General features: G+C 51.1%; 22 protein-coding genes. 13 read left to right on the top strand and 9 right to left on the bottom strand.

The features are described from left to right. Positions 1-49 precede the first annotated feature (49 nt). The 4 genes from odhB to sucC form a co-directional block, all read right to left on the bottom strand. A complete protein-coding gene (gene odhB, locus EDD53_RS08335; protein ID WP_123792770.1) occupies positions 50-1,540 on the bottom strand; it encodes a 2-oxoglutarate dehydrogenase complex dihydrolipoyllysine-residue succinyltransferase in 1,491 nt (496 codons plus the stop codon). 4 nt (positions 1,541-1,544) lie between these two features. Further along, positions 1,545-4,508 carry a 2-oxoglutarate dehydrogenase E1 component gene (locus EDD53_RS08330; RefSeq protein WP_123792769.1) on the bottom strand — a complete coding sequence of 988 codons (2,964 nt, stop codon included), beginning with the start codon at positions 4,506-4,508 and terminating at the stop codon, positions 1,545-1,547. 119 nt (positions 4,509-4,627) lie between these two features. Further along, positions 4,628-5,512, bottom strand: coding sequence for a succinate--CoA ligase subunit alpha (gene sucD / locus EDD53_RS08325; RefSeq protein ID WP_123792768.1), 885 nt, complete (start codon positions 5,510-5,512; stop codon positions 4,628-4,630). A gap of 4 nt (positions 5,513-5,516) precedes the next feature. After that, positions 5,517-6,713: an ADP-forming succinate--CoA ligase subunit beta gene (gene sucC / locus EDD53_RS08320; protein ID WP_123792767.1), complete on the bottom strand. Its 1,197-nt coding sequence runs from the start codon at positions 6,711-6,713 to the stop codon at positions 5,517-5,519. A 311-nt stretch (positions 6,714-7,024) separates the two neighbouring features. On the opposite strand from sucC, the gene EDD53_RS08315 reads away from it, so the two are divergent. Next, a complete protein-coding gene (locus EDD53_RS08315; RefSeq protein ID WP_123792766.1) occupies positions 7,025-8,038 on the top strand; it encodes a glycosyltransferase family 2 protein in 1,014 nt (337 codons plus the stop codon). 85 nt (positions 8,039-8,123) lie between these two features. Here EDD53_RS08315 and mdh read toward each other — a convergent pair whose 3' ends face one another. Continuing rightward, positions 8,124-9,086 (bottom strand): malate dehydrogenase, encoded by a 963-nt coding sequence (mdh, locus tag EDD53_RS08310; RefSeq protein WP_123792765.1) that lies wholly within the window; start codon positions 9,084-9,086, stop codon positions 8,124-8,126. Between the two features lie 161 nt (positions 9,087-9,247). Here mdh and EDD53_RS08305 point away from each other — a divergent pair, with 161 nt between their 5' ends. Beyond that, the gene (locus EDD53_RS08305; RefSeq protein ID WP_123792764.1) at positions 9,248-10,000 is read left to right on the top strand and encodes a sulfite exporter TauE/SafE family protein; all 753 of its coding nucleotides are present in this window, start codon (positions 9,248-9,250) and stop codon (positions 9,998-10,000) included. Here the strand turns inward: EDD53_RS08305 and EDD53_RS08300 are convergent, their stop codons facing one another. Beyond that, positions 10,001-10,312, bottom strand: a complete 312-nt coding sequence (locus tag EDD53_RS08300) for a hypothetical protein (RefSeq protein WP_246002306.1) — start codon at positions 10,310-10,312, stop codon at positions 10,001-10,003. 235 nt (positions 10,313-10,547) lie between these two features. Between EDD53_RS08300 and EDD53_RS08295 the strand changes: the two genes are divergently transcribed. The 3 genes from EDD53_RS08295 to EDD53_RS08285 are packed head-to-tail and all read left to right on the top strand — an operon-like array spanning position 10,548 to position 12,147. Then, positions 10,548-11,390: an HpcH/HpaI aldolase/citrate lyase family protein gene (locus tag EDD53_RS08295; RefSeq protein ID WP_123792763.1), complete on the top strand. Its 843-nt coding sequence runs from the start codon at positions 10,548-10,550 to the stop codon at positions 11,388-11,390. Positions 11,391-11,393: 3 nt separating this feature from the next. Further along, a complete protein-coding gene (locus EDD53_RS08290) occupies positions 11,394-11,939 on the top strand; it encodes an NnrU family protein (RefSeq protein ID WP_123792762.1) in 546 nt (181 codons plus the stop codon). A 4-nt stretch (positions 11,940-11,943) separates the two neighbouring features. Next, positions 11,944-12,147 carry a DUF1737 domain-containing protein gene (locus tag EDD53_RS08285; RefSeq protein ID WP_123792761.1) on the top strand — a complete coding sequence of 68 codons (204 nt, stop codon included), beginning with the start codon at positions 11,944-11,946 and terminating at the stop codon, positions 12,145-12,147. A gap of 9 nt (positions 12,148-12,156) precedes the next feature. Here the strand turns inward: EDD53_RS08285 and EDD53_RS08280 are convergent, their stop codons facing one another. Continuing rightward, the gene (locus tag EDD53_RS08280) at positions 12,157-12,348 is read right to left on the bottom strand and encodes a hypothetical protein (protein ID WP_170162720.1); all 192 of its coding nucleotides are present in this window, start codon (positions 12,346-12,348) and stop codon (positions 12,157-12,159) included. Between the two features lie 256 nt (positions 12,349-12,604). Between EDD53_RS08280 and sdhC the strand changes: the two genes are divergently transcribed. The 6 genes from sdhC (at position 12,605) to creD (ending at position 17,903) form a co-directional block, all read left to right on the top strand. Beyond that, entirely contained in the window at positions 12,605-12,994 is a 390-nt protein-coding gene (gene sdhC / locus EDD53_RS08275; RefSeq protein ID WP_123792759.1) for a succinate dehydrogenase, cytochrome b556 subunit, read from the top strand. Between the two features lie 14 nt (positions 12,995-13,008). Further along, the gene (sdhD, locus tag EDD53_RS08270; RefSeq protein WP_123792758.1) at positions 13,009-13,380 is read left to right on the top strand and encodes a succinate dehydrogenase, hydrophobic membrane anchor protein; all 372 of its coding nucleotides are present in this window, start codon (positions 13,009-13,011) and stop codon (positions 13,378-13,380) included. Positions 13,381-13,392: 12 nt separating this feature from the next. After that, on the top strand, positions 13,393-15,201 hold the full coding sequence (sdhA, locus tag EDD53_RS08265) for a succinate dehydrogenase flavoprotein subunit (protein ID WP_123792757.1): 1,809 nt from the start codon (positions 13,393-13,395) through the stop codon (positions 15,199-15,201). 8 nt (positions 15,202-15,209) lie between these two features. Further along, on the top strand, positions 15,210-15,521 hold the full coding sequence (locus tag EDD53_RS08260; RefSeq protein ID WP_170162719.1) for a succinate dehydrogenase: 312 nt from the start codon (positions 15,210-15,212) through the stop codon (positions 15,519-15,521). Between the two features lie 9 nt (positions 15,522-15,530). After that, on the top strand, positions 15,531-16,310 hold the full coding sequence (locus EDD53_RS08255; protein ID WP_085848489.1) for a succinate dehydrogenase iron-sulfur subunit: 780 nt from the start codon (positions 15,531-15,533) through the stop codon (positions 16,308-16,310). Between the two features lie 138 nt (positions 16,311-16,448). After that, complete coding sequence (gene creD, locus EDD53_RS08250) at positions 16,449-17,903, top strand: cell envelope integrity protein CreD (protein WP_123792755.1); 1,455 nt, start codon at positions 16,449-16,451, stop codon at positions 17,901-17,903. A gap of 59 nt (positions 17,904-17,962) precedes the next feature. On the opposite strand, the gene EDD53_RS08245 is transcribed toward creD, so the two are convergent. Then, positions 17,963-18,958, bottom strand: a complete 996-nt coding sequence (locus tag EDD53_RS08245) for an aldo/keto reductase (protein WP_246002304.1) — start codon at positions 18,956-18,958, stop codon at positions 17,963-17,965. An 87-nt stretch (positions 18,959-19,045) separates the two neighbouring features. Further along, positions 19,046-19,753, bottom strand: coding sequence for a purine-nucleoside phosphorylase (gene deoD / locus EDD53_RS08240; RefSeq protein WP_123792754.1), 708 nt, complete (start codon positions 19,751-19,753; stop codon positions 19,046-19,048). A gap of 564 nt (positions 19,754-20,317) precedes the next feature. Between deoD and EDD53_RS08235 the strand changes: the two genes are divergently transcribed. Both EDD53_RS08235 and EDD53_RS08230 read left to right on the top strand, forming a co-directional pair. Further along, a complete protein-coding gene (locus EDD53_RS08235; protein ID WP_123792753.1) occupies positions 20,318-21,031 on the top strand; it encodes a helix-turn-helix transcriptional regulator in 714 nt (237 codons plus the stop codon). 165 nt (positions 21,032-21,196) lie between these two features. Continuing rightward, positions 21,197-21,835, top strand: coding sequence for an acyl-homoserine-lactone synthase (locus EDD53_RS08230; protein WP_123792752.1), 639 nt, complete (start codon positions 21,197-21,199; stop codon positions 21,833-21,835). Positions 21,836-21,856: the final 21 nt, after the last annotated feature.

Genomic DNA, 21,856 nt, shown 5'->3' with positions numbered 1-21,856 from the left:
AAAAGCGTTTTAGTAAATTAGGGCGGACCGAAGCCCGCCCAGATTTGATTTACAGATCCATCAACAAACGACGTGGATCTTCCAGCGCTTCTTTGACGCGCACAAGGAAGGTCACGGCACCTTTGCCGTCAACGATGCGGTGATCGTAGCTTAGTGCAAGGTACATCATCGGACGGATCACAACTTGGCCATTGATCGCCATAGGACGGTCTTGGATTTTGTGCATGCCCAAGATGCCAGACTGTGGAGGGTTCAAGATCGGGGATGACATCAAGGAACCATAAACACCACCGTTAGAGATGGTGAATGTGCCGCCTTGCATTTCAGCCATGGACAACTTGCCGTCACGGGCACGCGCGCCTTTTTCAGCAATCGCTTTTTCGATGTCTGCAAAAGACATGCCATCGGCGTCACGGATCACAGGCACAACAAGACCTGTTGGCGTGCCTGCAGCAATGCCCATGTTGACATAGTTTTTGTACACGATGTCAGTGCCGTCGATCTCGGCATTCACTTCAGGCACTTCGTTCAAAGCGTGGATACAGGCTTTGGTAAAGAAGGACATGAAGCCCAATTTGACGCCGTGCTTTTTCAAGAACAGGTCTTTGTATTCATTGCGCAGAGACATGACTTCGGTCATGTCGACTTCGTTGTAGGTGGTCAGCATCGCAGCGGTGTTTTGCGATTCTTTCAAACGGCGCGCGATTGTTTGGCGCAGTTTTGTCATTTTCACGCGCTCTTCGCGGGCTGCATCTGCAGGTGCCGAAGCTGCACGTGGTGCGGCTGCTGGTGCAGGGGCTGCTTTTGGCGCTGACATGGCTTTGAGCACATCGTCTTTCATGATGCGACCATCTTTGCCAGTGCCTGTGATCGATCCTGCGTCAACACCGTTTTCGGCCATAAGTTTGTTGGCTGATGGCGCGTTTTCAACGTCTTTGCCTGATGTCGCAGCAGGGGTTGATGTTGCAGCTGGCGCCGAAGCGGCTGCGCCTTTACCTGATGAAATAACACCAAGTTTGGCAGTCGCATCAACTGTCGCGCCTTCTGCTGCTATGATTTCAGTCAATGTGCCAGCGGCGGGTGCAGGCACTTCAACTGAAACTTTATCAGTCTCAAGTTCACACAGCATTTCGTCTTGCGCGACTGTATCACCAACAGCTTTGAACCAAGTTGCAACAGTCGCTTCCGTTACGGATTCGCCGAGTGTTGGCACCATAACATCAACGCTTGAGCCAGCTGCATCTGAAGCAGGGGCTGATTTTTCTGCAGCAGGCGCTGCGGCAGGAGCGGCGCCTGCGCTGTCACCTGCGTTCAAAGTCGCCAAGAGGGCGTCAACACCAACTGTTTCGCCTTCAGCTGCGATGATTTCGCCGAATGTGCCAGCCGCAGGGGATGGAACTTCGACGGTCACTTTATCAGTTTCCAATTCGCAAAGCATTTCATCAACAGCAACGGTATCACCTGGCTTTTTGAACCAAGTAGCGACAGTGGCTTCGGTGACGCTTTCGCCGAGGGTCGGGACGCGGACTTCAACAGACATGGGATTACCCTTCGATGTTTAGCGCGTCATTAATGAGCGCCAGTTGTTGTGCTTTGTGTTGGGATGCGAGACCAGTTGCAGGTGACGCAGATGCGGTGCGGCCAGCGTAGACTGGGCGCGTATGTGTTGCACCGATACGGGTGAGAACCCATTCGATGTTTGGCTCGACAAATGTCCAACCGCCTTGGTTTTTGGGTTCTTCTTGGCACCAAACAATTTCGGCCCCCTTGAAGCGTTCCAATTCCTTGACCATTGCAAGGGCGGGGAAAGGGTAGAATTGCTCAAGGCGCAAGATATAAGTGTCGTCTTTGCCCGCTTCATCACGCGCTTCTAGAAGGTCGTAGTAGACCTTGCCCGAACAGATCACGACACGTTTTATTTTATCGTCATCTTTCAGCGTAATGTCGGATTTGCCAGTGCGATGCTGTGCATCGGCATCATCCCAAAGAGCGCGGTGGAATGATGATCCTTCGGTGAAATCAGCGGCAACCGATGTTGCAAGCTTGTGACGCAAAAGCGATTTTGGTGTCATCAAAACGAGAGGCTTGCGGAAAGAGCGGTGGATTTGACGGCGCAAGATGTGGAAATAGTTCGCCGGTGTCGTACAGTTCGCTACGATCCAGTTGTCCTGACCACACATTTGCAAGAAGCGCTCAAGGCGGGCTGAGGAGTGTTCTGGGCCTTGGCCCTCATAGCCGTGTGGCAACAACATCACGAGACCCGACATGCGCAACCATTTGCTTTCACCCGATGAGATGAATTGGTCGAACATGATCTGCGCGCCGTTGGCGAAATCGCCGAACTGTGCTTCCCACATCACCAAAGAATTTGGTTCGGCCAATGAGTAGCCGTATTCAAATCCAAGCACCGCATATTCAGACAGCATAGAGTCGATGACTTCGTACTGTGCTTGGCCTTCGCGGATGTTGTTGAGTGGGTAGTAGCGGTCTTCGGATTTCTGATCGATCAACGCAGAGTGACGATGTGAGAAGGTTCCGCGCGTGGAATCTTGTCCTGCCAAGCGGACTGGGTAGCCTTCGGTCAAAAGCGATCCAAATGCCAAGGCTTCGCCTGTTGCCCAATCAAAGCCTTCACCCGTTTCAAACATCTTGGATTTGGCTTCAAGCTGACGGCCAACTGTTTTGTGGATGGTGAGCTCATCAGGCTTATGCGACAAAGATTTGCCAACTTCGGCCATTGTTTCGGCAGAAATCGAAGTTTGACCACGTTGGTATTCTTCGCCTTCTTTGTTGATATGCGACCAGCGCCCATCCAACCAATCAGCTCGGTTCGGTTTAAAGTTTTTGCCCGCTTCGAACTCATCATTCAGATGCGCTTGGAAGGCGGCTTTCATATCTTCGATTTCGCCCTCTGGGATCAGGCCGTCTTTGACCAAACGATCTGTGTAAAGCTGCAAGGTTGTCTTGTGCTTTTTGATCGTTGTGTACATCGCAGGGTTGGTGAACATCGGCTCGTCGCCTTCGTTGTGACCAAAACGGCGGTAACAGAAGATGTCGATCACAACGTCTTTGTGGAATTTCTGACGGAACTCAGTCGCAACCTTTGCCGCGTGTACAACGGCTTCAGGATCGTCACCGTTCACGTGGAAAATCGGCGCCTCAACAACAAGGGCGTTGTCTGTTGGGTAGGGGCTAGAGCGTGAGAAATGCGGCGCAGTGGTAAAGCCAATTTGGTTGTTCACAACGATATGGATTGTGCCGCCTGTTTTGTGACCGCGCAGGCCGGACAAGCCGAAACACTCTGCGACAACACCTTGGCCCGCGAATGCGGCATCGCCGTGCAGCAACACTGGAATCACCGATGTACGCTCAGGGTCGTTGTTCTGGTCAGTTTTCGCACGTACTTTACCAAGCACAACAGGATTTACGGCTTCAAGATGCGATGGGTTTGCTGTCAGTGACAAGTGCACTGTGTTGCCATCAAATTCGCGGTCAGATGAGGCGCCCAAGTGGTATTTCACATCGCCTGATCCATCCACGTCTTCGGGTTTGAATGACCCACCTTGGAATTCGTGGAAAATCGCGCGGTAGGGTTTGCTCATCACGTTGGACAGCACAGACAAACGACCGCGGTGCGGCATGCCGATGATGATTTCTTTGACGCCCAAGTTGCCGCCGCGTTTGATGATTTGTTCCATCGCAGGGATCAAGCTTTCGCCGCCATCAAGGCCGAACCGCTTGGTGCCCATGTATTTCACATGCAGGAATTTCTCAAAACCTTCAGCTTCAACCAGCTTGTTCAAAATGGCCTTGCGGCCGTTTTTCGTAAACTGGATTTCTTTGCCGTAGCCTTCGATCCGCTCTTTCAACCAACCCGCTTGTTCGGGGTCGGAAATATGCATGTATTGCATCGCGAAAGTGCCACAATAGGTGCGCTTCACGATGTCCAAAATCTGACGCATAGAGGCCATTTGCAAGCCGAGCACGTTGTCGATGAAAATCGGGCGATCCATGTCAGCTTCGGTGAAACCGTATGATTTTGGATCAAGCTCGGGATGCGGTGTGTCCGCTTTCATTTTCAACGGATCAAGATCAGCAACCAAGTGACCGCGAATACGGTAGGCGCGAATGATCATCAAGGCGCGGATTGAATCCAGCACGGCGCGTTTGATTTGGTCGTCAGAAACCTGAACGCCTTTTTCGTCGGCTTTGGCTTTGATTTTCTTGCCAGCGGCTTCTGGTTCTGCGGCCCATTGGCCATCCAGCGCTGCGGTCAAATCGTCATTTGGTACAGGCGGCCAATCATTGCGCCCCCAAGATGGGCCCGCGGCTTCGGCTTGCGCATCAGCGGCTGTGTCGCCCAAGCTTTTGAAAAACTCATTCCATGACGCATCAACTGAAGACGGGTCAGTGGCATAGCGGGCATACATCTGTTCGAGGTATTCCGCATTGTGGCCTTGCATAAAGGAAGACGCGTGGAAAATGTCGTTGTCGCTTTGGTCTGACATGAAAATGACCTTGGGTTTGATGTCGATGCGTTATGGCTATCTGCGCTATAGACGCATCGCCTGATGTGGAAAAGCCTGACCCCAATTCGACATGGGGACAGGCAATTTTTAGCTGTTTATTAAGCTTTGATCGCTGCCATAACAGCTTCGCCAAGGGTCGCAGGGCTATCCGCCACAACGATACCAGCAGATTTCATGGCTTCGATTTTGCTTTCTGCATCACCTTTACCACCTGCAACAATCGCGCCAGCGTGGCCCATGCGACGGCCGGGAGGGGCTGTGCGACCTGCGATAAAGCCAGCTGTTGGTTTCCAACGGCCTTTTTTACGCTGCTCTGCGAGGAATTCTGCGGCTTCTTCTTCTGCGGAACCGCCGATTTCGCCGATCATGATGATGGATTCGGTTTCGTCGTCGTCCAAGAACATGTCGAGGATGTCGATGTGCTCGGACCCTTTGATGGGGTCGCCGCCGATGCCCACAGCTGTGGATTGGCCGAGGCCCAGATCAGATGTCTGTTTCACAGCTTCATATGTCAATGTGCCAGAACGGGACACAACGCCAACAGAGCCACGGTTGTGGATGTGGCCTGGCATGATGCCGATTTTACATGCGTCAGGTGTGATAACGCCTGGGCAGTTTGGTCCGATCAAGCGTGACTTAGATCCTTCCAAAGCGCGCTGAACTTTCATCATGTCAAGAACAGGGATGCCCTCAGTGATACAGATGATCAATTCCATTTCGGCGTCGATCGCCTCAAGGATTGAATCCGCTGCGAAGGGCGGAGGCACGTAGATCACAGAGGCGTTTGCTTCTGTGACGTGTTTCGCTTCGTGAACAGAGTTGAACACTGGCAGGTCAAGGTGGGTCATGCCGCCTTTGCCTGGTGTCACGCCGCCAACCATTTTGGTGCCATATGCGATGGCTTGCTCTGAGTGGAATGTGCCTTGTGAGCCTGTTAGGCCCTGACAGATGACGCGGGTGTTTTCGTTTACGAGAATGGCCATGATATTATCCTTTCACCGCTTTAACGATTTTTTGCGCGCCGTCTTTCAGGTCGTCCGCAGCAATCACATTCAAGCCTGAATTTTTGATGATGTCTTTGCCAAGCTCAACGTTTGTGCCCTCAAGGCGCACAACAAGCGGAACCTGCAAACCAACTTCTTTCACAGCTGCAATCACGCCTTCTGCGATCACATCACAGCGCATGATGCCGCCGAAGATGTTCACGAGGATGCCTTTAACGTTAGGATCAGAAGTGATGATTTTGAATGCTTCTGTCACTTTCTCTTTGGTCGCACCGCCACCAACGTCGAGGAAGTTCGCAGGCTCAGCGCCGTAGAGTTTGATGATGTCCATTGTGGCCATCGCCAGACCTGCGCCGTTCACCATACAACCGATTTCGCCGTCGAGCGCGATGTAGTTGAGGTCATGCTTAGAGGCTGCGAGTTCTTTTGGATCTTCTTCAGTCTCGTCGCGCAGTTCAGCGATGTCCGCGTGGCGGTACATTGCGTTGCCGTCGAAAGACACTTTCGCGTCGAGCACTTTAAGATCAAGTGATTTTTCGAGAACGATCAAAGGATTGATTTCGAGCATCTCCATGTCTTTCTCGGTGAAAGCACGGTAGAGGTTGCCCATCAATTTCACACATTGCTTAACCTGTGCGCCCTCAAGGCCCAAAGCGAATGCGACGCGGCGGCCGTGGAACGCTTGGTAACCAGACGCAGGATCAACTGAGAAAGACAAGATTTTTTCAGGTGTGTTTGCCGCAACTTCTTCGATGTCCATGCCGCCCTCAGTGGAGCAAACGAAAGACACGCGAGATGTTTGACGATCCACGAGCAAAGCCAAGTACAATTCTTTTTCGATGTCAGAACCGTCTTCGATGTAGATGCGGTTGACTTGCTTACCAGCTGGGCCTGTTTGGTGCGTGACCAAAGTTTGCCCCAACATTTTTTGCGCTTGTTCTGCCGCTTCTTCAACGGAGAATGCCAAACGCACGCCACCTTTTTCGCCAGCTTCCGCTTCGACAAATTTACCTTTGCCGCGGCCGCCTGCGTGGATTTGTGCTTTCACAACCCATAGTGGTCCGTCAAGTTCGCCAGCTGCTGCTTTTGCATCTGCCGCATTCAAAACAGCACGCCCGTCAGAAACTGGTGCGCCGTATGTGCGAAGCAATGCTTTCGCCTGATACTCATGAATATTCATGAAATGGTCCCATCCTAAGTTTTATTCTTATAAGACATGACACACACTACATGTATTAAGGAACAGTTTTTTCCCGTTGTTGTCAGAGAAAATGATTATTTCGCCAATTTGTGATCACAGGCTTCAATCGTGTGATCACAAAACATGTGAATGCAATGATTAAAAGCAAAAATGCCAACTCCTGTTGGGCGATTCCCTTTTCTATAAGTGCCTTTTTCAATCTCAACACCACGATTTAGGTTGTTATAGCAAAAGTTTTGCGGTGTTCTGAGGCGTGAAAACGCCAAGTGTCATAATGGACTTAAAATTATATGCCAAACTCGAGCCCAACATGGGGTGTCGTTGCGACCGTTGATGAACCTGCAATTTTGATCGCGGCATTCGTGCGACACCATTTGACCATTGGCGCACATGCAGTACATATTTTCCTAGATCGAAAGAATGAAGCGGCACGCGATATGCTTGCCCCGATTGAACGCTGCTATGTGACGGAATGTGATCAAAATTATTGGAACGAGAGTGGTCTATCCCGCCGCCCTCCGCGTCACACTGCGCGACAAAAATTCAATGCAGAACAGGCGCAGGCTTTAGGCATGACAGATTGGTTGCTGCATTGCGATGCGGACGAGTTTGTCACTGACGGATCGGTTGTTTTTGACGATCTATCTGGTGCAAACGATCGCTGTGTTATCATTCGCAATTTCGAACGCGTTTATACACCGACAGCAAATCAAAAAGGACAAGACGCAAAGCTTTTTGATGGCGCATTTCGCGAACCGATTGAAATGTTCGATTTGGTGTCAGAGCCGTTGTTCGGGGAGTTCGCCCCGATGCTGAAATACGGGTTTAGCGGCCACGTGGGTGGAAAAGCATTTGTTCCCAAAGGCGCGCCTTGGTCGATGGGGGTGCACCGCGCGCATGTGAGGGGCACGAATGAGCGTGCGCCAAGCCGCGAAGGGCGGTCGTTGTTTTACCATTTTGATGGGCTGACGCGATTGCACTTTCTATTGAAAATCTTGAAACGAGGCTATGAAACACCCGATGGCCCCAAGCGCAAAATGGGATCGCAGCGTATTTTGCAGGCGATTTATGCCCGCGAACACGCGCATGACCGTCACAAAATGACTACAGTGACCCAAGCCTTGAAGGCATTGACGACAGATCAGGTCGCATTTTACGAGGGATTTCAGAGTTTGAATCAAACTCCATTTGGGCCTCAAGGTTGCGCGGGTCTTGATTTGAGTGCTGCCAGTTTTGATGCGTGCCTGCGCGCGGAAAATGCGGAGTTGTTGGATATGGCTGGGCTGTCATATTTTGGCGATTAGCGCCGCCAACTTAAGAATTACAAGCGCATGAAAAAGGCCGAATCCTAACGATCCGGCCTTTAATTTTTTCTGATATCAAAGTGGCTTATGCCAAAGAAGGATCGATTTCTTTACAAGCTGCGACAAGGCCTTTGACCGCGTCTACAGATTTGTCAAACATAGCTTGCTCGTCTTTTGACATTTTGATGTCGACGATACGCTCGATGCCGCCTGCGCCGATCACTGTTGGAACACCAACATAGAAACCGTCGAGCCCGAACTGACCATCGCAATATGCCGCACATGGCAACACGCGTTTTTGGTCTTTTAGGTAGGCTTCAGCCATCTCAATCGCAGATGTTGCAGGCGCGTAGAAAGCAGAACCTGTTTTCAACAGGCCAACGATTTCAGCACCGCCATCACGTGTACGCTGAACGATTGCGTCCAGTTTGTCTTGTGTGGTCCAGCCCATGTCTACGAGGTCTGGAAGTGGGATGCCGCCAACTGTGGAGTAACGCACAGATGGAACCATTGTGTCGCCGTGACCGCCAAGAACAAAGGCTGTGACGTCTTTCATGGAAACGTTGAATTCTTCTGCCAAGAAGTGGCGGAAGCGTGCGGAGTCAAGAACACCGGCCATGCCGACAACTTTTTCAGTTGGAAGACCTGAGAATTCTTGCAAAGCCCAAACCATCGCGTCGAGCGGGTTTGTGATACAGATAACGAATGCGTTTGGCGCGTGGGCTTTGATGCCTTCGCCAACAGCTTTCATTACTTTCAAGTTGATGCCCAAAAGGTCATCGCGGGACATGCCCGGCTTACGTGCGACACCAGCTGTTACGATGCAAACGTCAGCGCCTGCGATATCAGCGTAGTCGGATGTGCCGCTCATGTCTGCGTCGAAGCCTTCAGATGGGCCTGCTTCGGCAATGTCGAGCGCTTTGCCTTTTGCAGCGCCATCATTGAGGTCGAGCAACACAACGTCGCCGAGCTCTTTAAGGGCTGCAAGGTGAGCAAGTGTGCCACCGATTTGGCCTGCGCCGATAAGGGCAATCTTTGGTCTAGCCATGGAATTTGTCTCCGAAAGGTTGATAAGATTGGCCGCATGCGTACTCATTTGCGCGCCATGGTGCAAGAGCGCTGCAGTGCAGAGTGAGGTGATTTGGGCTGGTGTTAGCGTAAACGGCGCTCTAGCGTGCTGCAAAATCAACGCAAACAGGCGATTATCCCATGCATCTTGATCTATATTTTTTCGCATTTGCGATTCCCGCAGTTATCTTTGCAGGCATGTCCAAGGGTGGTTTTGGGGCTGCGGCTGCCTTTGCGGCAACGCCTTTTCTGGCACTGATTCTTACCCCAGGTCAGGCAATCGGTCTGATGTTGCCGCTTTTAATGATCATGGATGTGACTGCAATCAAGCTGTACTGGCGTAAATGGGATTGGGCCATCGCACGCACATTAATTATCGGCGCTGTGCCAGGAATTGTGCTGGGCGGTGTTTTATATGGGATCGCCGACCCTGATGTATTTCGCTTTCTGATCGGCGTGGTCGCGATCGGGTTTGTGATCTATCAGGCCGCGAAGTCCAAGAATTGGATCGCACCGCCGAAGTCAAAAATGGGGGCGCGTGGCGGATTGTTCTGGGGTAGTGTCACAGGGTTCACCAGCTTTATCAGCCACGCTGGTGGCCCGCCTGCGGCAGTGTACCTGCTTTCCCAAAAGCTGGATAAGACCACCTATCAAGCCACCAGCGTACTGGTGTTTTGGGCGGTGAATGTTCTGAAGTTTATCCCGTATTTCGCAGTCGGCATTTTTTCAAAAGATACATTTACCGCGGATCTTTACTTGATACCTGCAGCCATTTTAGGCGTCTGTGTTGGCGCTTATTTGCACAAGAAAATGTCAGACAGACTGTTCTTTGGAATGACGTATGTGTTTTTGGTGCTCACAGGGTGTAAGCTGATTTTCGATGCTTTGACTTAGTCATGCATCTTCTCCAGCGGGCGGCAGCGTACCTGCCAAAGTTTCAAATGCTTGTCCCGATGCAATGACGCAGGTGACCCCATGCACTGAAGTGACCAAGATGGTCCAGCTGCCCGTTTCAGGTGAGGCGTATGTTTCAAACAACCCGTTGTTGGGTGCAAGTCCGATAGACTGGCGTATCTCTCCATAAATGGTGTTCAGGCGCTCAATTATCTGGTCGCGCTGGGCGCAGGGTTGACGCGCCATACTGGCCGATGGGAGCATAATGCCTGCAATTGCGGCCAGAGTGAGGCTGTAAACAAATTTCGTCATCTTTGATCCCTACTGTATCTGGACGCACTTGAAAGGCGTCGCTGTTAAAGTTTAACGTGGCTTCATATTTATGGACCTATGCTGGAGGGCGAGCGGTAATAATTGGTTAATGCCTCGGCCTGTTCAGCCCTTCCTACCGCATCTGGAGTAAGAAAATCCCATGCCTTTACGGTTTTTGGGGGGCAAAGGGGCCATGAGAACGATCGCCCAACACGACATGCAGAAAGACAAGAAGATGACCCAACTTTTGCGCTCTGCGCTATATATCCCAGCGTCCAATACGCGGGCTTTGGATAAGGCGCGCGGGCTTGCCTGTGATGCGATTGTGTTTGATCTAGAAGATGCTGTTGGCCCCGATGAAAAAGCATCCGCACGCGAAACACTTAGGCAGGCTTTGGCGCAGGGCGGCTATGGGCGGCGGTTAAAAATTGTCCGCATCAACGGTCTTGATACCCCTTGGGGCGGGCTTGACGTTGACGCCTTAACTGGCCTGTCTTGCGATGCCGTGCTTTTGCCCAAAGTAAACACAGTCGATGATGTCGATCAGCTCGCTCAGGTCGTACCAAATGTACCGCTTTGGGCGATGATAGAAACGCCTCTTGGCGTGTTAAATGCGCGTGAGATAGCGCGCCATGAGCGTGTCGCAGGGTTTGTCATGGGAACCAATGATTTGGCCAAGGATTTAGGGGCGAGGTTTCGCGCGGATCGTTTGCCATTGATGACGGCGCTTCAGAGCTGCCTCTTGGCTGCACGTGCCCATGGGGTCGCTATCTTGGACGGTGTCTTCAATGCCTTCAAAGATGAAGCGGGGCTGCGGCGCGAATGTGAACAGGGGCGGGATTTGGGGTTTGATGGCAAAACTCTGATCCATCCCGCGCAGCTTGCAGTGGCCAACATGATATTTGCGCCAAGTGATCAAGACATTGATCTCGCCATGCGCCAAATCTCAGCTTTTGAACAGGCACAAGTAAACGGCAGTGCAATTGCAGTTGTCGATGGTCAAATCGTTGAGAATCTTCATATAGTCACTGCACAAGCTCTTTTAGACAAAGCGCATGCGATCAAAGCAATGGAGTAAGCCATGATCCTTATTATACTCGGTGTCGTTCTTTGGACAGGCGCGCATGTTTTCAATCGCATCGCGCCTGATGTGCGGGCAGATTTAGGCGAGAAAGGGCGCATCTTGGTCGCGGCCTTGTCTTTTATTGCGATCGTTTTGATGGTGATTGGCTATAAAACCGCAGATGGCCCTGTTTACTGGGGGCGAGTGCCAGCTTTGGTTGGTATCAATAATCTGCTGATGCTTTTTGCGATCTATCTGTTCGCCGCCTCTGGCATGAAAACTTGGATCACGTCGAAAATCAAAAATCCACAACTGACAGCTGTGAAAGTCTGGGCCTTGGCGCATCTTTTAGTGAACGGTGATTTGGCCTCATTCTTGCTGTTCGGTGGATTGCTGGCGTGGGCCGTCTGGAGCGTTATTTTAATTAAACGCGCGGGTGTGACGCCTGAACCTTATGTGCCTGTTGGGGCGAAAAAAGAAGTCATGGCGGTGATCGGCGCATTGATTGTGACGGTTGTGATCATGGGGCTGCATGCAGCGCTGGGTGCAACGCCTTGGGGGTGAAGCTATGAAAGCTTATCGATTGCTAACTGCTGATGACACATCTGACTTTTGTCATAAGGTGACTGAAGCCCTGAATAAGGGGTGGGCGCTCTATGGCGACCCATCTTACGCATATGACGCGGCAAATGGGACCATGCGCTGTGCGCAAGCTGTCACAAAAGACGCAGAGGGCAGCTATTCACGGGATGTTAAACTCGGGGCGCTTTAATAGCTTCGCTCAGTAAATCAAAACGTCGTTCTTCAACGCTAAGTCTACATTTTCGACCAAACCTTGCGGCGTAAATGTTTCGCATAAAATGGTGCCCCGCCAGCGCGGGCCGACAGGGCGCTTTGGCAGGCTATCTGCGCGTTCTATTTTCTGAAGCCTAAAGAACATCACGGGGATATCATTCGACTGCGAACAGGTCACGGCTGTCACCTGGCTGAAAACCTTGCTCAATTCTGTGTTGGCGGGGCATTATATCCAATGAAAATAGTCGGATATCATTTGGGGTGTTTTTGTGATCACGACCAAATATTTGTGATCACACTACTCAGTTTTTCTTACTTTTTATCTCATTTTCCAACAAATTCATCACTCGTTAGCGCTGACAAGAGATGACTCTGCCCTAAAACTTGATACAACATCATCGAACCGTCACCGCATCACGTGTAAGGAATTCGCCATGGCTGATGTGAACCGAGGCAATCGCCCTCTGTCACCCTTTATGATCGGGACATACTATCGTCCCCAGATGACATCTATGTCATCAATTCTTGTCCGCATCACTGGTAACGCATTGATCGTTGCCACATTCATGATCGTCTGGTGGCTTGTTGCCGCAGCTGTTTCACCTGAATGTTTTGCCACAGCCGACGCATTCTTGCGTTCTTGGTTTGGCGATTTGGTGTTCTTCTTTTCAACATGGGCGCTTTGGTACCACTTGGGCGGCGGCTTGCGTCACCTTGCTTGGGATTTCGGCTACTGCTTGAACGTTGAAACCTCAGAAAAACTAGGCTGGGCAATGTTGATCGGCGCGACTGTGCTGACATTCCTCACCATGATCGTCACATAAGGGAGGCTGCAGATATGTCTTTTCGCACTGATCGCCAACGCGCAGTAGGACTCGGCGCTGCCAAATCTGGCCCCGAGCATCACTGGCACATGATCACATCGTCTATCGCTTTGTTGATCCTTATCCCGCTTTTTGTTTTGTCCTTTGGCAACGCGCTGGGCGGGACATATGAAGAAGTTCTTGCGACATACAGCAGACCTTATCCTTCGATTATCGCAGGCCTGACTTTGGTTGTTGGCCTTATTCACTTTAAAAACGGCGCACAGGTTCTGATTGAGGACTACGTGGGTGGTCTAAAGCGCAAGTTCACAATCATCGCAGTGAACATGATGTCTTACACCCTGATCGCCGCTGGCCTTTTTGGCCTTGTAAAACTCGCGCTGTAAGGAGCACACCCCATGGCAGCAGCTTATGAATATGAAACACACGACTATGATGTCGTTGTGATCGGCGCTGGCGGCGCTGGCTTGCGTGCGACCCTCGGCATGGCCGAGCAGGGTCTGCGCACTGCTTGTGTCACCAAAGTTTTCCCAACCCGTTCGCACACTGTTGCGGCCCAAGGCGGTATCGCCGCCTCACTGGGCAATATGGGTCCAGACAGCTGGCAGTGGCACATGTACGACACTGTGAAAGGTTCTGACTGGTTGGGCGACACAGACGCGATGGAATACCTCGCGCGTGAAGCCCCCAAAGCGGTTTACGAACTCGAACACTACGGTGTGCCTTTCTCGCGCACCGAAGAGGGCAAAATCTACCAGCGTCCATTTGGTGGCCACACCACTGAATTCGGCGAAGGCCCACCCGTTCAACGTACATGTGCTGCCGCAGACCGTACCGGTCACGCGATCTTGCACACGTTGTATGGTCAGTCTTTGAAAAACAACGCTGAGTTCTACATCGAATACTTCGCGATTGATTTGATCATGTCTGAAGACGGTCAATGTCAGGGTGTTGTCTGCTGGAAACTCGACGACGGTACTTTCCACGTCTTCAACGCGAAAATGGTTGTTCTGGCGACAGGCGGTTACGGCCGTGCTTACTTCTCAGCCACCTCTGCACACACCTGTACGGGTGACGGCGGCGGCATGGTTGCACGCGCGGGTCTTGCTTTGCAGGATATGGAATTCGTACAATTCCACCCAACAGGGATTTACGGCTCAGGCTGTCTGATCACCGAGGGCGCACGCGGCGAAGGGGGTTACCTGACCAACTCCGAAGGTGAACGCTTCATGGAGCGGTACGCGCCGACCTATAAAGACCTCGCGCCACGCGATTACGTGTCTCGCTCTATGACCATGGAAATTCGTGAAGGTCGCGGTGTGGGTGCTGACGGCGATCACATCCACCTCAACTTGTCGCACTTGCCACCTGAAGCTCTCGCTGAACGTCTTCCTGGCATTTCAGAGTCGGCAAAAATCTTTGCGGGCGTTGATGTCACCAAAGAACCGATCCCCGTTTTGCCGACAGTGCATTACAACATGGGCGGTATCCCAACCAACTATTGGGGTGAGGTTTTAAACCCAACAGCAGATGATCAAAACGCTATTGTTCCTGGCCTTATGGCTGTGGGCGAAGCGGGCTGTGCGTCGGTTCACGGTGCAAACCGTCTTGGATCGAATTCATTGATCGACCTTGTGGTCTTTGGTCGTGCTTCTGCGATTAAGGCTGGCAAAGTGGTTGACCCTGAGGCGCCGAACCCTGTGCTGAACCAAGCGTCAATTGATGCCGCCTTTGATCGTTTCGATGGGTTGCGTCAAGCAAATGGCGAAATCAAAACGGCTGAGCTGCGTCTAGAGATGCAAAAAACAATGCAAGCGGATGCAGCTGTGTTCCGTACAGATAAGACGCTCAAAGAGGGCGTCGAAAAGATGACTGCCATCGCTGGCAAAATGGGTGATCTACAAGTCACCGATCGCAGCCTTGTGTGGAACTCTGATCTGATGGAAACGCTGGAACTGGCCAACTTGATGCCAAACGCTATGGCGACCATCGTTGGCGCTGAAGCACGCAAAGAGTCTCGTGGCGCGCATGCGCATGAAGATTACCCAACGCGTGATGATAAAGCTTGGCGCGTTCACACCGTTGCGCATGTCGATGGCAATAAGGTGAAACTGTCACATCGTGATGTGGTCAAAGATCCTTTGTCCACTGAAGCGGAAGGTGGCATCAGCCTGAAAACCATCGCACCAAAAGCGCGGACGTTCTAATGCGTCTCGTGGGGATCTTAGCAGCAACTGCTCTCTTGAGCGGTTGCCTTGCGCCAGAGATGGCAGTTGAACAAACTGTACGCTCTACGGCTAAAGGGGTCATCAACTCGGTGATTTCCCAAAAGCTACCAGGTGTAAATGCGGAACCCTATGTAGAATGCATTGTGGATCAAGCTTCAACAGACGAACTTGTGACGCTTGCACGCGCTGCTGTGACAGGCGTTGATAATTCCACGGTGAGCATCGTGACTTCCATTGCCAGCCAACCCGAAACCATCTCTTGCATCGCCCAAAACGGATTGGGCGTCATGCTCGGATAGGAGACATTCATGGTACAACTTACTCTGCCGAAGAACTCTAAAATTACCACTGGTAAAACTTGGCCAAAACCCGAGGGCGCGACCAATGTGCGCAAATTCCAGATCTACCGCTACAATCCAGATGCGGGCAAAAACCCAAGTGTGGACACATATTTTGTTGATATGGACAAATGTGGTCCAATGGTTTTGGACGCGCTGATCAAGATCAAAAACGAAATCGATGCGACACTTACATTTCGCCGCTCATGCCGTGAAGGTATCTGTGGATCATGTGCGATGAACATCGATGGAATCAACACTCTGGCCTGTATTTACGGTATGGATGAGATCAAAGGTGATGTAAAAATCTATCCTTTGCCACACATGCCTGTGGTCAAAGATTTGATCCCTGACCTTACGCATTTCTATGCACAACACGCGTCTATTATGCCGTGGCTGGAAACCAAAACAAACAAGCCTGCGAAAGAGTGGCGTCAGTCAATTGATGACCGCAAAAAACTTGATGGCCTTTACGAATGTGTGATGTGTGCATGTTGTTCAACATCCTGCCCATCTTACTGGTGGAATGGCGATAAATACCTCGGGCCAGCAGCCTTGTTGCACGCGTACCGCTGGATCATCGACAGCCGCGATGAGGCAACCGGTGAGCGTTTGGACGAGTTGGAAGATCCGTTCAAATTGTACCGCTGTCACACCATCATGAACTGTTCAAAGACCTGCCCAAAGGGTTTGAACCCAGCGAAAGCCATCGCATCTATCAAAGGCATGATGCTAGAGCGCGCGCATTAAAACGCTGCTTTGCTGATGAATTCATAAAAGGCCTCGCTTTGTGCGGGGCCTTTTTGGTTGGAGCGCACAAGAATTACGCGTCTTGACGTCGGGGTATATTAGACCGACTGTGGCTCGAAATTGGGAGCGAGGTAAGCTATGCGCGACGCTATAGGAATACGTTTTTTAATCGTGGGGCTTTTGACCCTGTTAATGTTCATCCCTTTGTTTTTTGTATCAGAAATCGTTCAAAGCAGAAAATACTATTCTGAAAGCACGCTGCGCGATGTTGGTCGTGAATGGGGTGGGGACCAAGTGATTTCTGGTCCTGTTTTGGTTGTGCCAGTTGAAGAAACCGTCGATGCAATCACGGCTGAGGAGGTGACAGACACAATCACTGGTGAAGTTAAACTTGATGAAAACGGCAACGCGGTATCCAAACGTGTGACGCGCCGGGTGACACAGCGCCGCGCGCCGATCTATATCTATCCAAATCAATTTGACGTTGCCGTCGACACGCAGACGCAGGTGCGCCACCGCGGCATTTTCAATGTTCCAGTCTATCAAGCGGACCTTTCTGTGGAGTTCGATTTTCCCACCGATCAAATCGCGGATATGGCTGTGAACGATGAAGTTATCTTGTGGGATGAAACCGCGATGATTGTGGATCTGTCCAACAACGCGGCCTTGCGTGGCGTTGCAGTTTTGACCCTTGATGGAGCAGAGTTTCCACTTGAACCTATCGCTTCAGCGGCAAACGGTGCAGGTATTACCGCTGCAATTGGTGACCCACGTTCTTTCAACACCTATGATTTGCATCTTGGCTTAAACGGTGCTCAATCCTTGATGATCGCGCCAGTCGGGCGTCAAACGTCTGTTTCTGTGACATCGGATTGGGCGAACCCCAGCTTTGGTGGGGCATTTCTACCTGACGGGTCTGACGTGTCGGAAAGTGGATTTTCGGCCAATTGGACGATCCCGCACTTGGCGCGGACTTTGCCGCAATTGTCGCGGGAAAACTATGCGCAGACACTGCGCCGTGATATGGCATTCGGGGTCGACTTTATCGAGCCGAATGACTTTTATCAAAAATCATATCGCGCGGCCAAATACGCTATCCTGTTTATAGCGCTAACGTTTTTGACCGTTCTGTTGATTGAGAAAGGCACCAAGCGCCCTGCGCATCCTGTTCAATATCTGCTGATTGGCTTGGCGCAATCTATTTTTGTGCTGTTGATGGTGGCCTATTCTGAACAGTTTGGGTTTGCTATTGCCTATGGCATCTCAGCGGGGGCGACGATCATACTGCTTACATTCTTTGGGCATTTTGGATTGAATCTTGGCAAGCGGACTGCAGTCTTGGCGTTGATGCTTTTGGTTCTCTACGGCGTGCTGTACTTGATTTTGCAATCCGAAGACTACGCACTGCTTGCTGGTGCAACGCTGGCCTTTGTCGCGCTTGCTGCAACTATGTATTTCACCCGCAATGAAGACTGGTATGGCCCAGAAGGAACTGGGCTCTTTAGCAAGAAACCCAAAGAGCCAGCGCCCGACAGTATTGAAGCCAAGGCGGCGCGCACTGCAGCGCTCAAGGCCAGTCAAGCCAAGGGATAACATAGCAAGGAACCACCAAGAGCCGCCTCATGTTAGGGCGGCTCTTTTACATTGCGAGCTTAGCAGTACCGTTCTACGCCAACCACTTGGGTATCTGCATAGCGCGCGCCATGGGCCCAGCCGACTGGCATGATTTGTTCGATTAACATTAGGTCGTTCGCAGATAGATCAAGCGAAGCCGCGGCCAACCAATCTTGCATGTGTTCTGCCGTGCGTGTGCCTGGAATGGGGATCACTGTGTCATTTGCTTTCATCGACCATGCCAGCGCGAGCGCCGTCACAGTGATGCCCTTGCCTTGTGCGAAATCTCGCAAGGCATGTACGTGGCTGAGATTGGTCGAGAAATTTGGTTCAACAAACCGCGGATTCACACGACGAAAGTCATGGGGCTCAAAGGTGTTGGGCGTCAAATCATTTGCCGTGATCATACCGCGCGCAAGCGGTGAAAACGGCACAAACGCAATACCCAAAGTAGCACAGGTTTGGATCACACCCAGTTCAGGTTCCCGCGACCATAGTGAATATTCACTTTGCACAGCGCGCAAGGGCGTGACTGCATGGGCACGTTTGATTGTGGTGGGGGCGACTTCGGATAGGCCCCAACCGCCGATCAAGCCCTCTTCGATCAGCTTGCCCATGGTTTCTGCCACATCTTCAATTGGGCGATCTTGTTCGCGGCGATGAATGTAATATAGCTCAACGTGGTCACGGTTTAACCGCGTTAACGACGCTTCGAGTTCGCGGCGAATGTATCCTGCTTCGTTGTTTATTGTACGGGGCGGGCCTGGCACAATACCGACTTTCGTGGCCAAGGTAATCGGCCGTGATGTCCCGATCTCTTTAAAGTATCGGCCGATGACGCTTTCAGATCGGCCCATTCCATAAATATTTGCTGTATCCCAAAAGTCGATGCCTGCGGCTTCGGCTGCGGCCAAAGTTTTTAAGCTTGTCTCATCATCAGCGGGACCAAAAAAACCAGCAAAGCTCATTGCGCCAAAGCCGATTGCACCGACCATCGGCCCGCCTGCGCCAAGTTGACGTGTTGGTAAAGTCAAATGGGGACTCCTTTCGTCATCAAAAAAGGCCGCCCTAAGGCGACCTCGATAGTGTAACTTGTCTCGGTCGATCACCCCAAGGGGCGTTTATGCAAAGGCGGCTTGCAGGGCGATTTCAACCATATCGCCAAACGAGCTTTCACGCTCTGAAGATGGCAGCGCCTCATGGGTGATCAAGTGATCGGAAACCGTCAAGACAGCCAAGGCGCGGCATCCATGGCGTGCAGCTAAATTGTACAATTCAGCCGCTTCCATTTCGACGCCTAAGATCCCATGACGGATCATGATTTCGTTTAAGTCTGGGCGCTCGTCGTAAAAGACATCCGCGGAATAAATATTGCCCACATGAGTTGGCGTTCCTTTCGCGCGTGCGGCAGTCACCGCTTTTTCCAACAAGCCATAGTCGGCGCAGGGCGCAAAGTTGATTTCTTTGAAAATACCTCGGGAGGGCGTCGATAATGTTGTAGCGCTCATGCCGATGATCACATCGCGCACATTGATGCTTTTCTGCATGGCTCCGCATGAGCCGATACGGATAAGTGTTTTAGCACCGTATTCTGTAATCAATTCATTGGCGTAGATCGACAATGAGGGCATGCCCATGCCTGATCCGTGGATGGTGACAGGGTTGCCTTTATAAGTGCCAGTGTAGCCAAGCATACCCCGCACTTCGTTGACCAATCTTGGGTTATCCAAGAATGTCTCAGCAGCCCATTTGGCACGATATGGATCGCCTGGTAGCAAAACGGTTTCGGCGATGTCACCTTGAGCGGCGGAAATATGAGGGGTTGGCATCTTGGCACCTTTCGACTGAAGTTCAGGTCACTATAGCCGTGTTTTTGGATCAAGCCAGAGGTGACGTCACGACTTCAAATTGTGTGGCTTAACCCCTTTTCTAAGGTGCTGCACGGGGGGCAGCATGAGCGGTTATTTCATAATCAGTTGTTCGGTTTGGCCTGTGGCGATTATGCAACTCAAGGTTGCTTGCGGTGATTCTTGTTTTAGCGCCTTGATTATGGGGTAACTCTGACTGAGCTCATCGCATTTTTTCTTTTGTTTTTGATAGTTATAGAAATCATGACGTTAAAAATCATGACCTCACTATTTCTGGGGAGGGTGAATCCGTGAATGTTTCTGCTGAATTTTACAGGCTAAGGTTGAGACAACTTTAAAAACTTGAATGGATGAGGCTTTACATGCGGAACGATTGGATACTTGATGTGTTGACAGACCTTCGGACCTTTGCCGAATTAAACGGAATGCCTGCGACTGCGGATCACTTGTCTGATGCCTGTCTCGTGGTGGCTGTTGAACTTGCGAACAAAGATCCCGAGGCGCAAGTAGATCGGGCATGTCAACATGAAATCGCAAATAGAGAGCTTTCTCGAATCCGTCCAGCAAGTTGAGACTCTTGAGGAATTTCAATCCGCTACAGAAGATCTCTGTGATATTTTGAACCTTGAACATGTGGTTTATCACTGGGTGAATAGTGTCGGGGAGCGCTTTGGTGCGGGCACTTATTCATCGGAATGGGTCGATCGCTACCTTGAAAAAGACTACCTGCGCATGGACCCAGTGATTTTTGGGTGCTTTCAACGCTTCACTCCCGTAAATTGGAAGCAGCTTGATTGGTCCTCAAAAGCCGCCAAAGCCTTTTTTCTGGAAGCCATCGAATATGGTGTTGGCAATCAAGGATACACTATTCCGATCCGAGGGCCTAAAGGGCAGTTTGCTCTGTTTACGGTTAATAATACCTCATCAGATGCCGATTGGGATCAGTTTGTAGATACGTTTGGACGCGATTTGATAATCGTGGCCCATGAATTCAACAAAAAAGCACTCGAATTTGAAGCAAGCGATAAGGTAGCGTCGACGCCTGCTTTATCGCCGCGCGAAGCAATGGCGATTTCGTATCTTGCGAAAGGCCTATCGCGCGCGCAAGCGGCGCAAGAAATGGGCATTTCCGAACATACCCTGCGGGTTTACATCGAAGCCGCTCGTCACAAGTTGGGCGCATTAAATACAACACATGCAGTGGCGCGCGCTTTGTCTACGGGCGTGATTATCGTTTGATCTCAAAAAGCTCTTGCAACTTCACTGCCGCTAAAGTGTTGCATATTTTATCGCCCAGCGTACGGCGGTAAAAGGACCTGAAAATTCGACCGTACGCAGTGCTTAGCCCTTGGTTATCCATGATGTCTAGCTTCCAGAACATCAGACGGATTCAGGAGCAACCACATGTTACGGTATATTTACGGCGATTCTCTTCATAACTTTCCCCTATTGCGCGATACGATGTTTAGAGATCGTGCAGATCAATTTAAAAACCGTTTGGGCTGGGCCGTTCAGGTCGATGATGCGGGCTTTGAGCGTGATGAATATGATGACTGCAATCCCCTTTATGTGGTTTGGGAAAATGCGGATGGCACCCATGGTGGGTCCATGCGTTTCTTGCCAACCGTTGGCCAGACGATGGTGAATGATCATTTCGGGCATCTGACAGATGGCGTGCGAATTGAAAGCCCTCTCATTTGGGAATGCACACGGTTTTGCCTAGCACCAGGCGCAGATCGCAAAGTGACAGCTGCTTTAACTTTAGGGGCAGGTGAAGTGATGGATGAATTCAAACTTGACCATTTTGTCGGCGTTTTTGATCCACGGATGGAACGTATTTATCGTCTCATGGGGTTGTGCCCAGATGTGATTGGTCGTGCAGGTCAAGGACGTGAGGAAATTGGTGTAGGACTTTGGCAGATGTGCAAAGATGCCTTTGCGCCGACCTTGGCCAAAGTTGGCATTGATCGTAGCACGTCGAAAGCATGGCTGCGTGAAGCCTTTTCGCCAGTCGCAAAAATGCCGCTTCAAGCATCTGTTTGAATGCTGCAAAACGCCGAACGG

Source organism: Pacificibacter maritimus, from assembly GCF_003814915.1.
Classification (GTDB): Bacteria; Pseudomonadota; Alphaproteobacteria; order Rhodobacterales; family Rhodobacteraceae; genus Celeribacter; species Celeribacter maritimus.
This window is presented reverse-complemented; position numbering and strand designations above follow the sequence as displayed.

Coding starts and splice junctions, on each gene's coding strand:
- odhB (WP_123792770.1), bottom strand. CDS start 1,540: ATGTCTGTTGAAGTCCGCGTCCCGACCCTCGGCGAAAGCGTCACCGAA.
- EDD53_RS08330 (WP_123792769.1), bottom strand. CDS start 4,508: ATGTCAGACCAAAGCGACAACGACATTTTCCACGCGTCTTCCTTTATG.
- sucD (WP_123792768.1), bottom strand. CDS start 5,512: ATGGCCATTCTCGTAAACGAAAACACCCGCGTCATCTGTCAGGGCCTA.
- sucC (WP_123792767.1), bottom strand. CDS start 6,713: ATGAATATTCATGAGTATCAGGCGAAAGCATTGCTTCGCACATACGGC.
- EDD53_RS08315 (WP_123792766.1), top strand. CDS start 7,025: ATGCCAAACTCGAGCCCAACATGGGGTGTCGTTGCGACCGTTGATGAA.
- mdh (WP_123792765.1), bottom strand. CDS start 9,086: ATGGCTAGACCAAAGATTGCCCTTATCGGCGCAGGCCAAATCGGTGGC.
- EDD53_RS08305 (WP_123792764.1), top strand. CDS start 9,248: ATGCATCTTGATCTATATTTTTTCGCATTTGCGATTCCCGCAGTTATC.
- EDD53_RS08300 (WP_246002306.1), bottom strand. CDS start 10,312: ATGACGAAATTTGTTTACAGCCTCACTCTGGCCGCAATTGCAGGCATT.
- EDD53_RS08295 (WP_123792763.1), top strand. CDS start 10,548: ATGACCCAACTTTTGCGCTCTGCGCTATATATCCCAGCGTCCAATACG.
- EDD53_RS08290 (WP_123792762.1), top strand. CDS start 11,394: ATGATCCTTATTATACTCGGTGTCGTTCTTTGGACAGGCGCGCATGTT.
- EDD53_RS08285 (WP_123792761.1), top strand. CDS start 11,944: ATGAAAGCTTATCGATTGCTAACTGCTGATGACACATCTGACTTTTGT.
- sdhC (WP_123792759.1), top strand. CDS start 12,605: ATGGCTGATGTGAACCGAGGCAATCGCCCTCTGTCACCCTTTATGATC.
- sdhD (WP_123792758.1), top strand. CDS start 13,009: ATGTCTTTTCGCACTGATCGCCAACGCGCAGTAGGACTCGGCGCTGCC.
- sdhA (WP_123792757.1), top strand. CDS start 13,393: ATGGCAGCAGCTTATGAATATGAAACACACGACTATGATGTCGTTGTG.
- EDD53_RS08255 (WP_085848489.1), top strand. CDS start 15,531: ATGGTACAACTTACTCTGCCGAAGAACTCTAAAATTACCACTGGTAAA.
- creD (WP_123792755.1), top strand. CDS start 16,449: ATGCGCGACGCTATAGGAATACGTTTTTTAATCGTGGGGCTTTTGACC.
- deoD (WP_123792754.1), bottom strand. CDS start 19,753: ATGCCAACCCCTCATATTTCCGCCGCTCAAGGTGACATCGCCGAAACC.
- EDD53_RS08235 (WP_123792753.1), top strand. CDS start 20,318: ATGAAATCGCAAATAGAGAGCTTTCTCGAATCCGTCCAGCAAGTTGAG.
- EDD53_RS08230 (WP_123792752.1), top strand. CDS start 21,197: ATGTTACGGTATATTTACGGCGATTCTCTTCATAACTTTCCCCTATTG.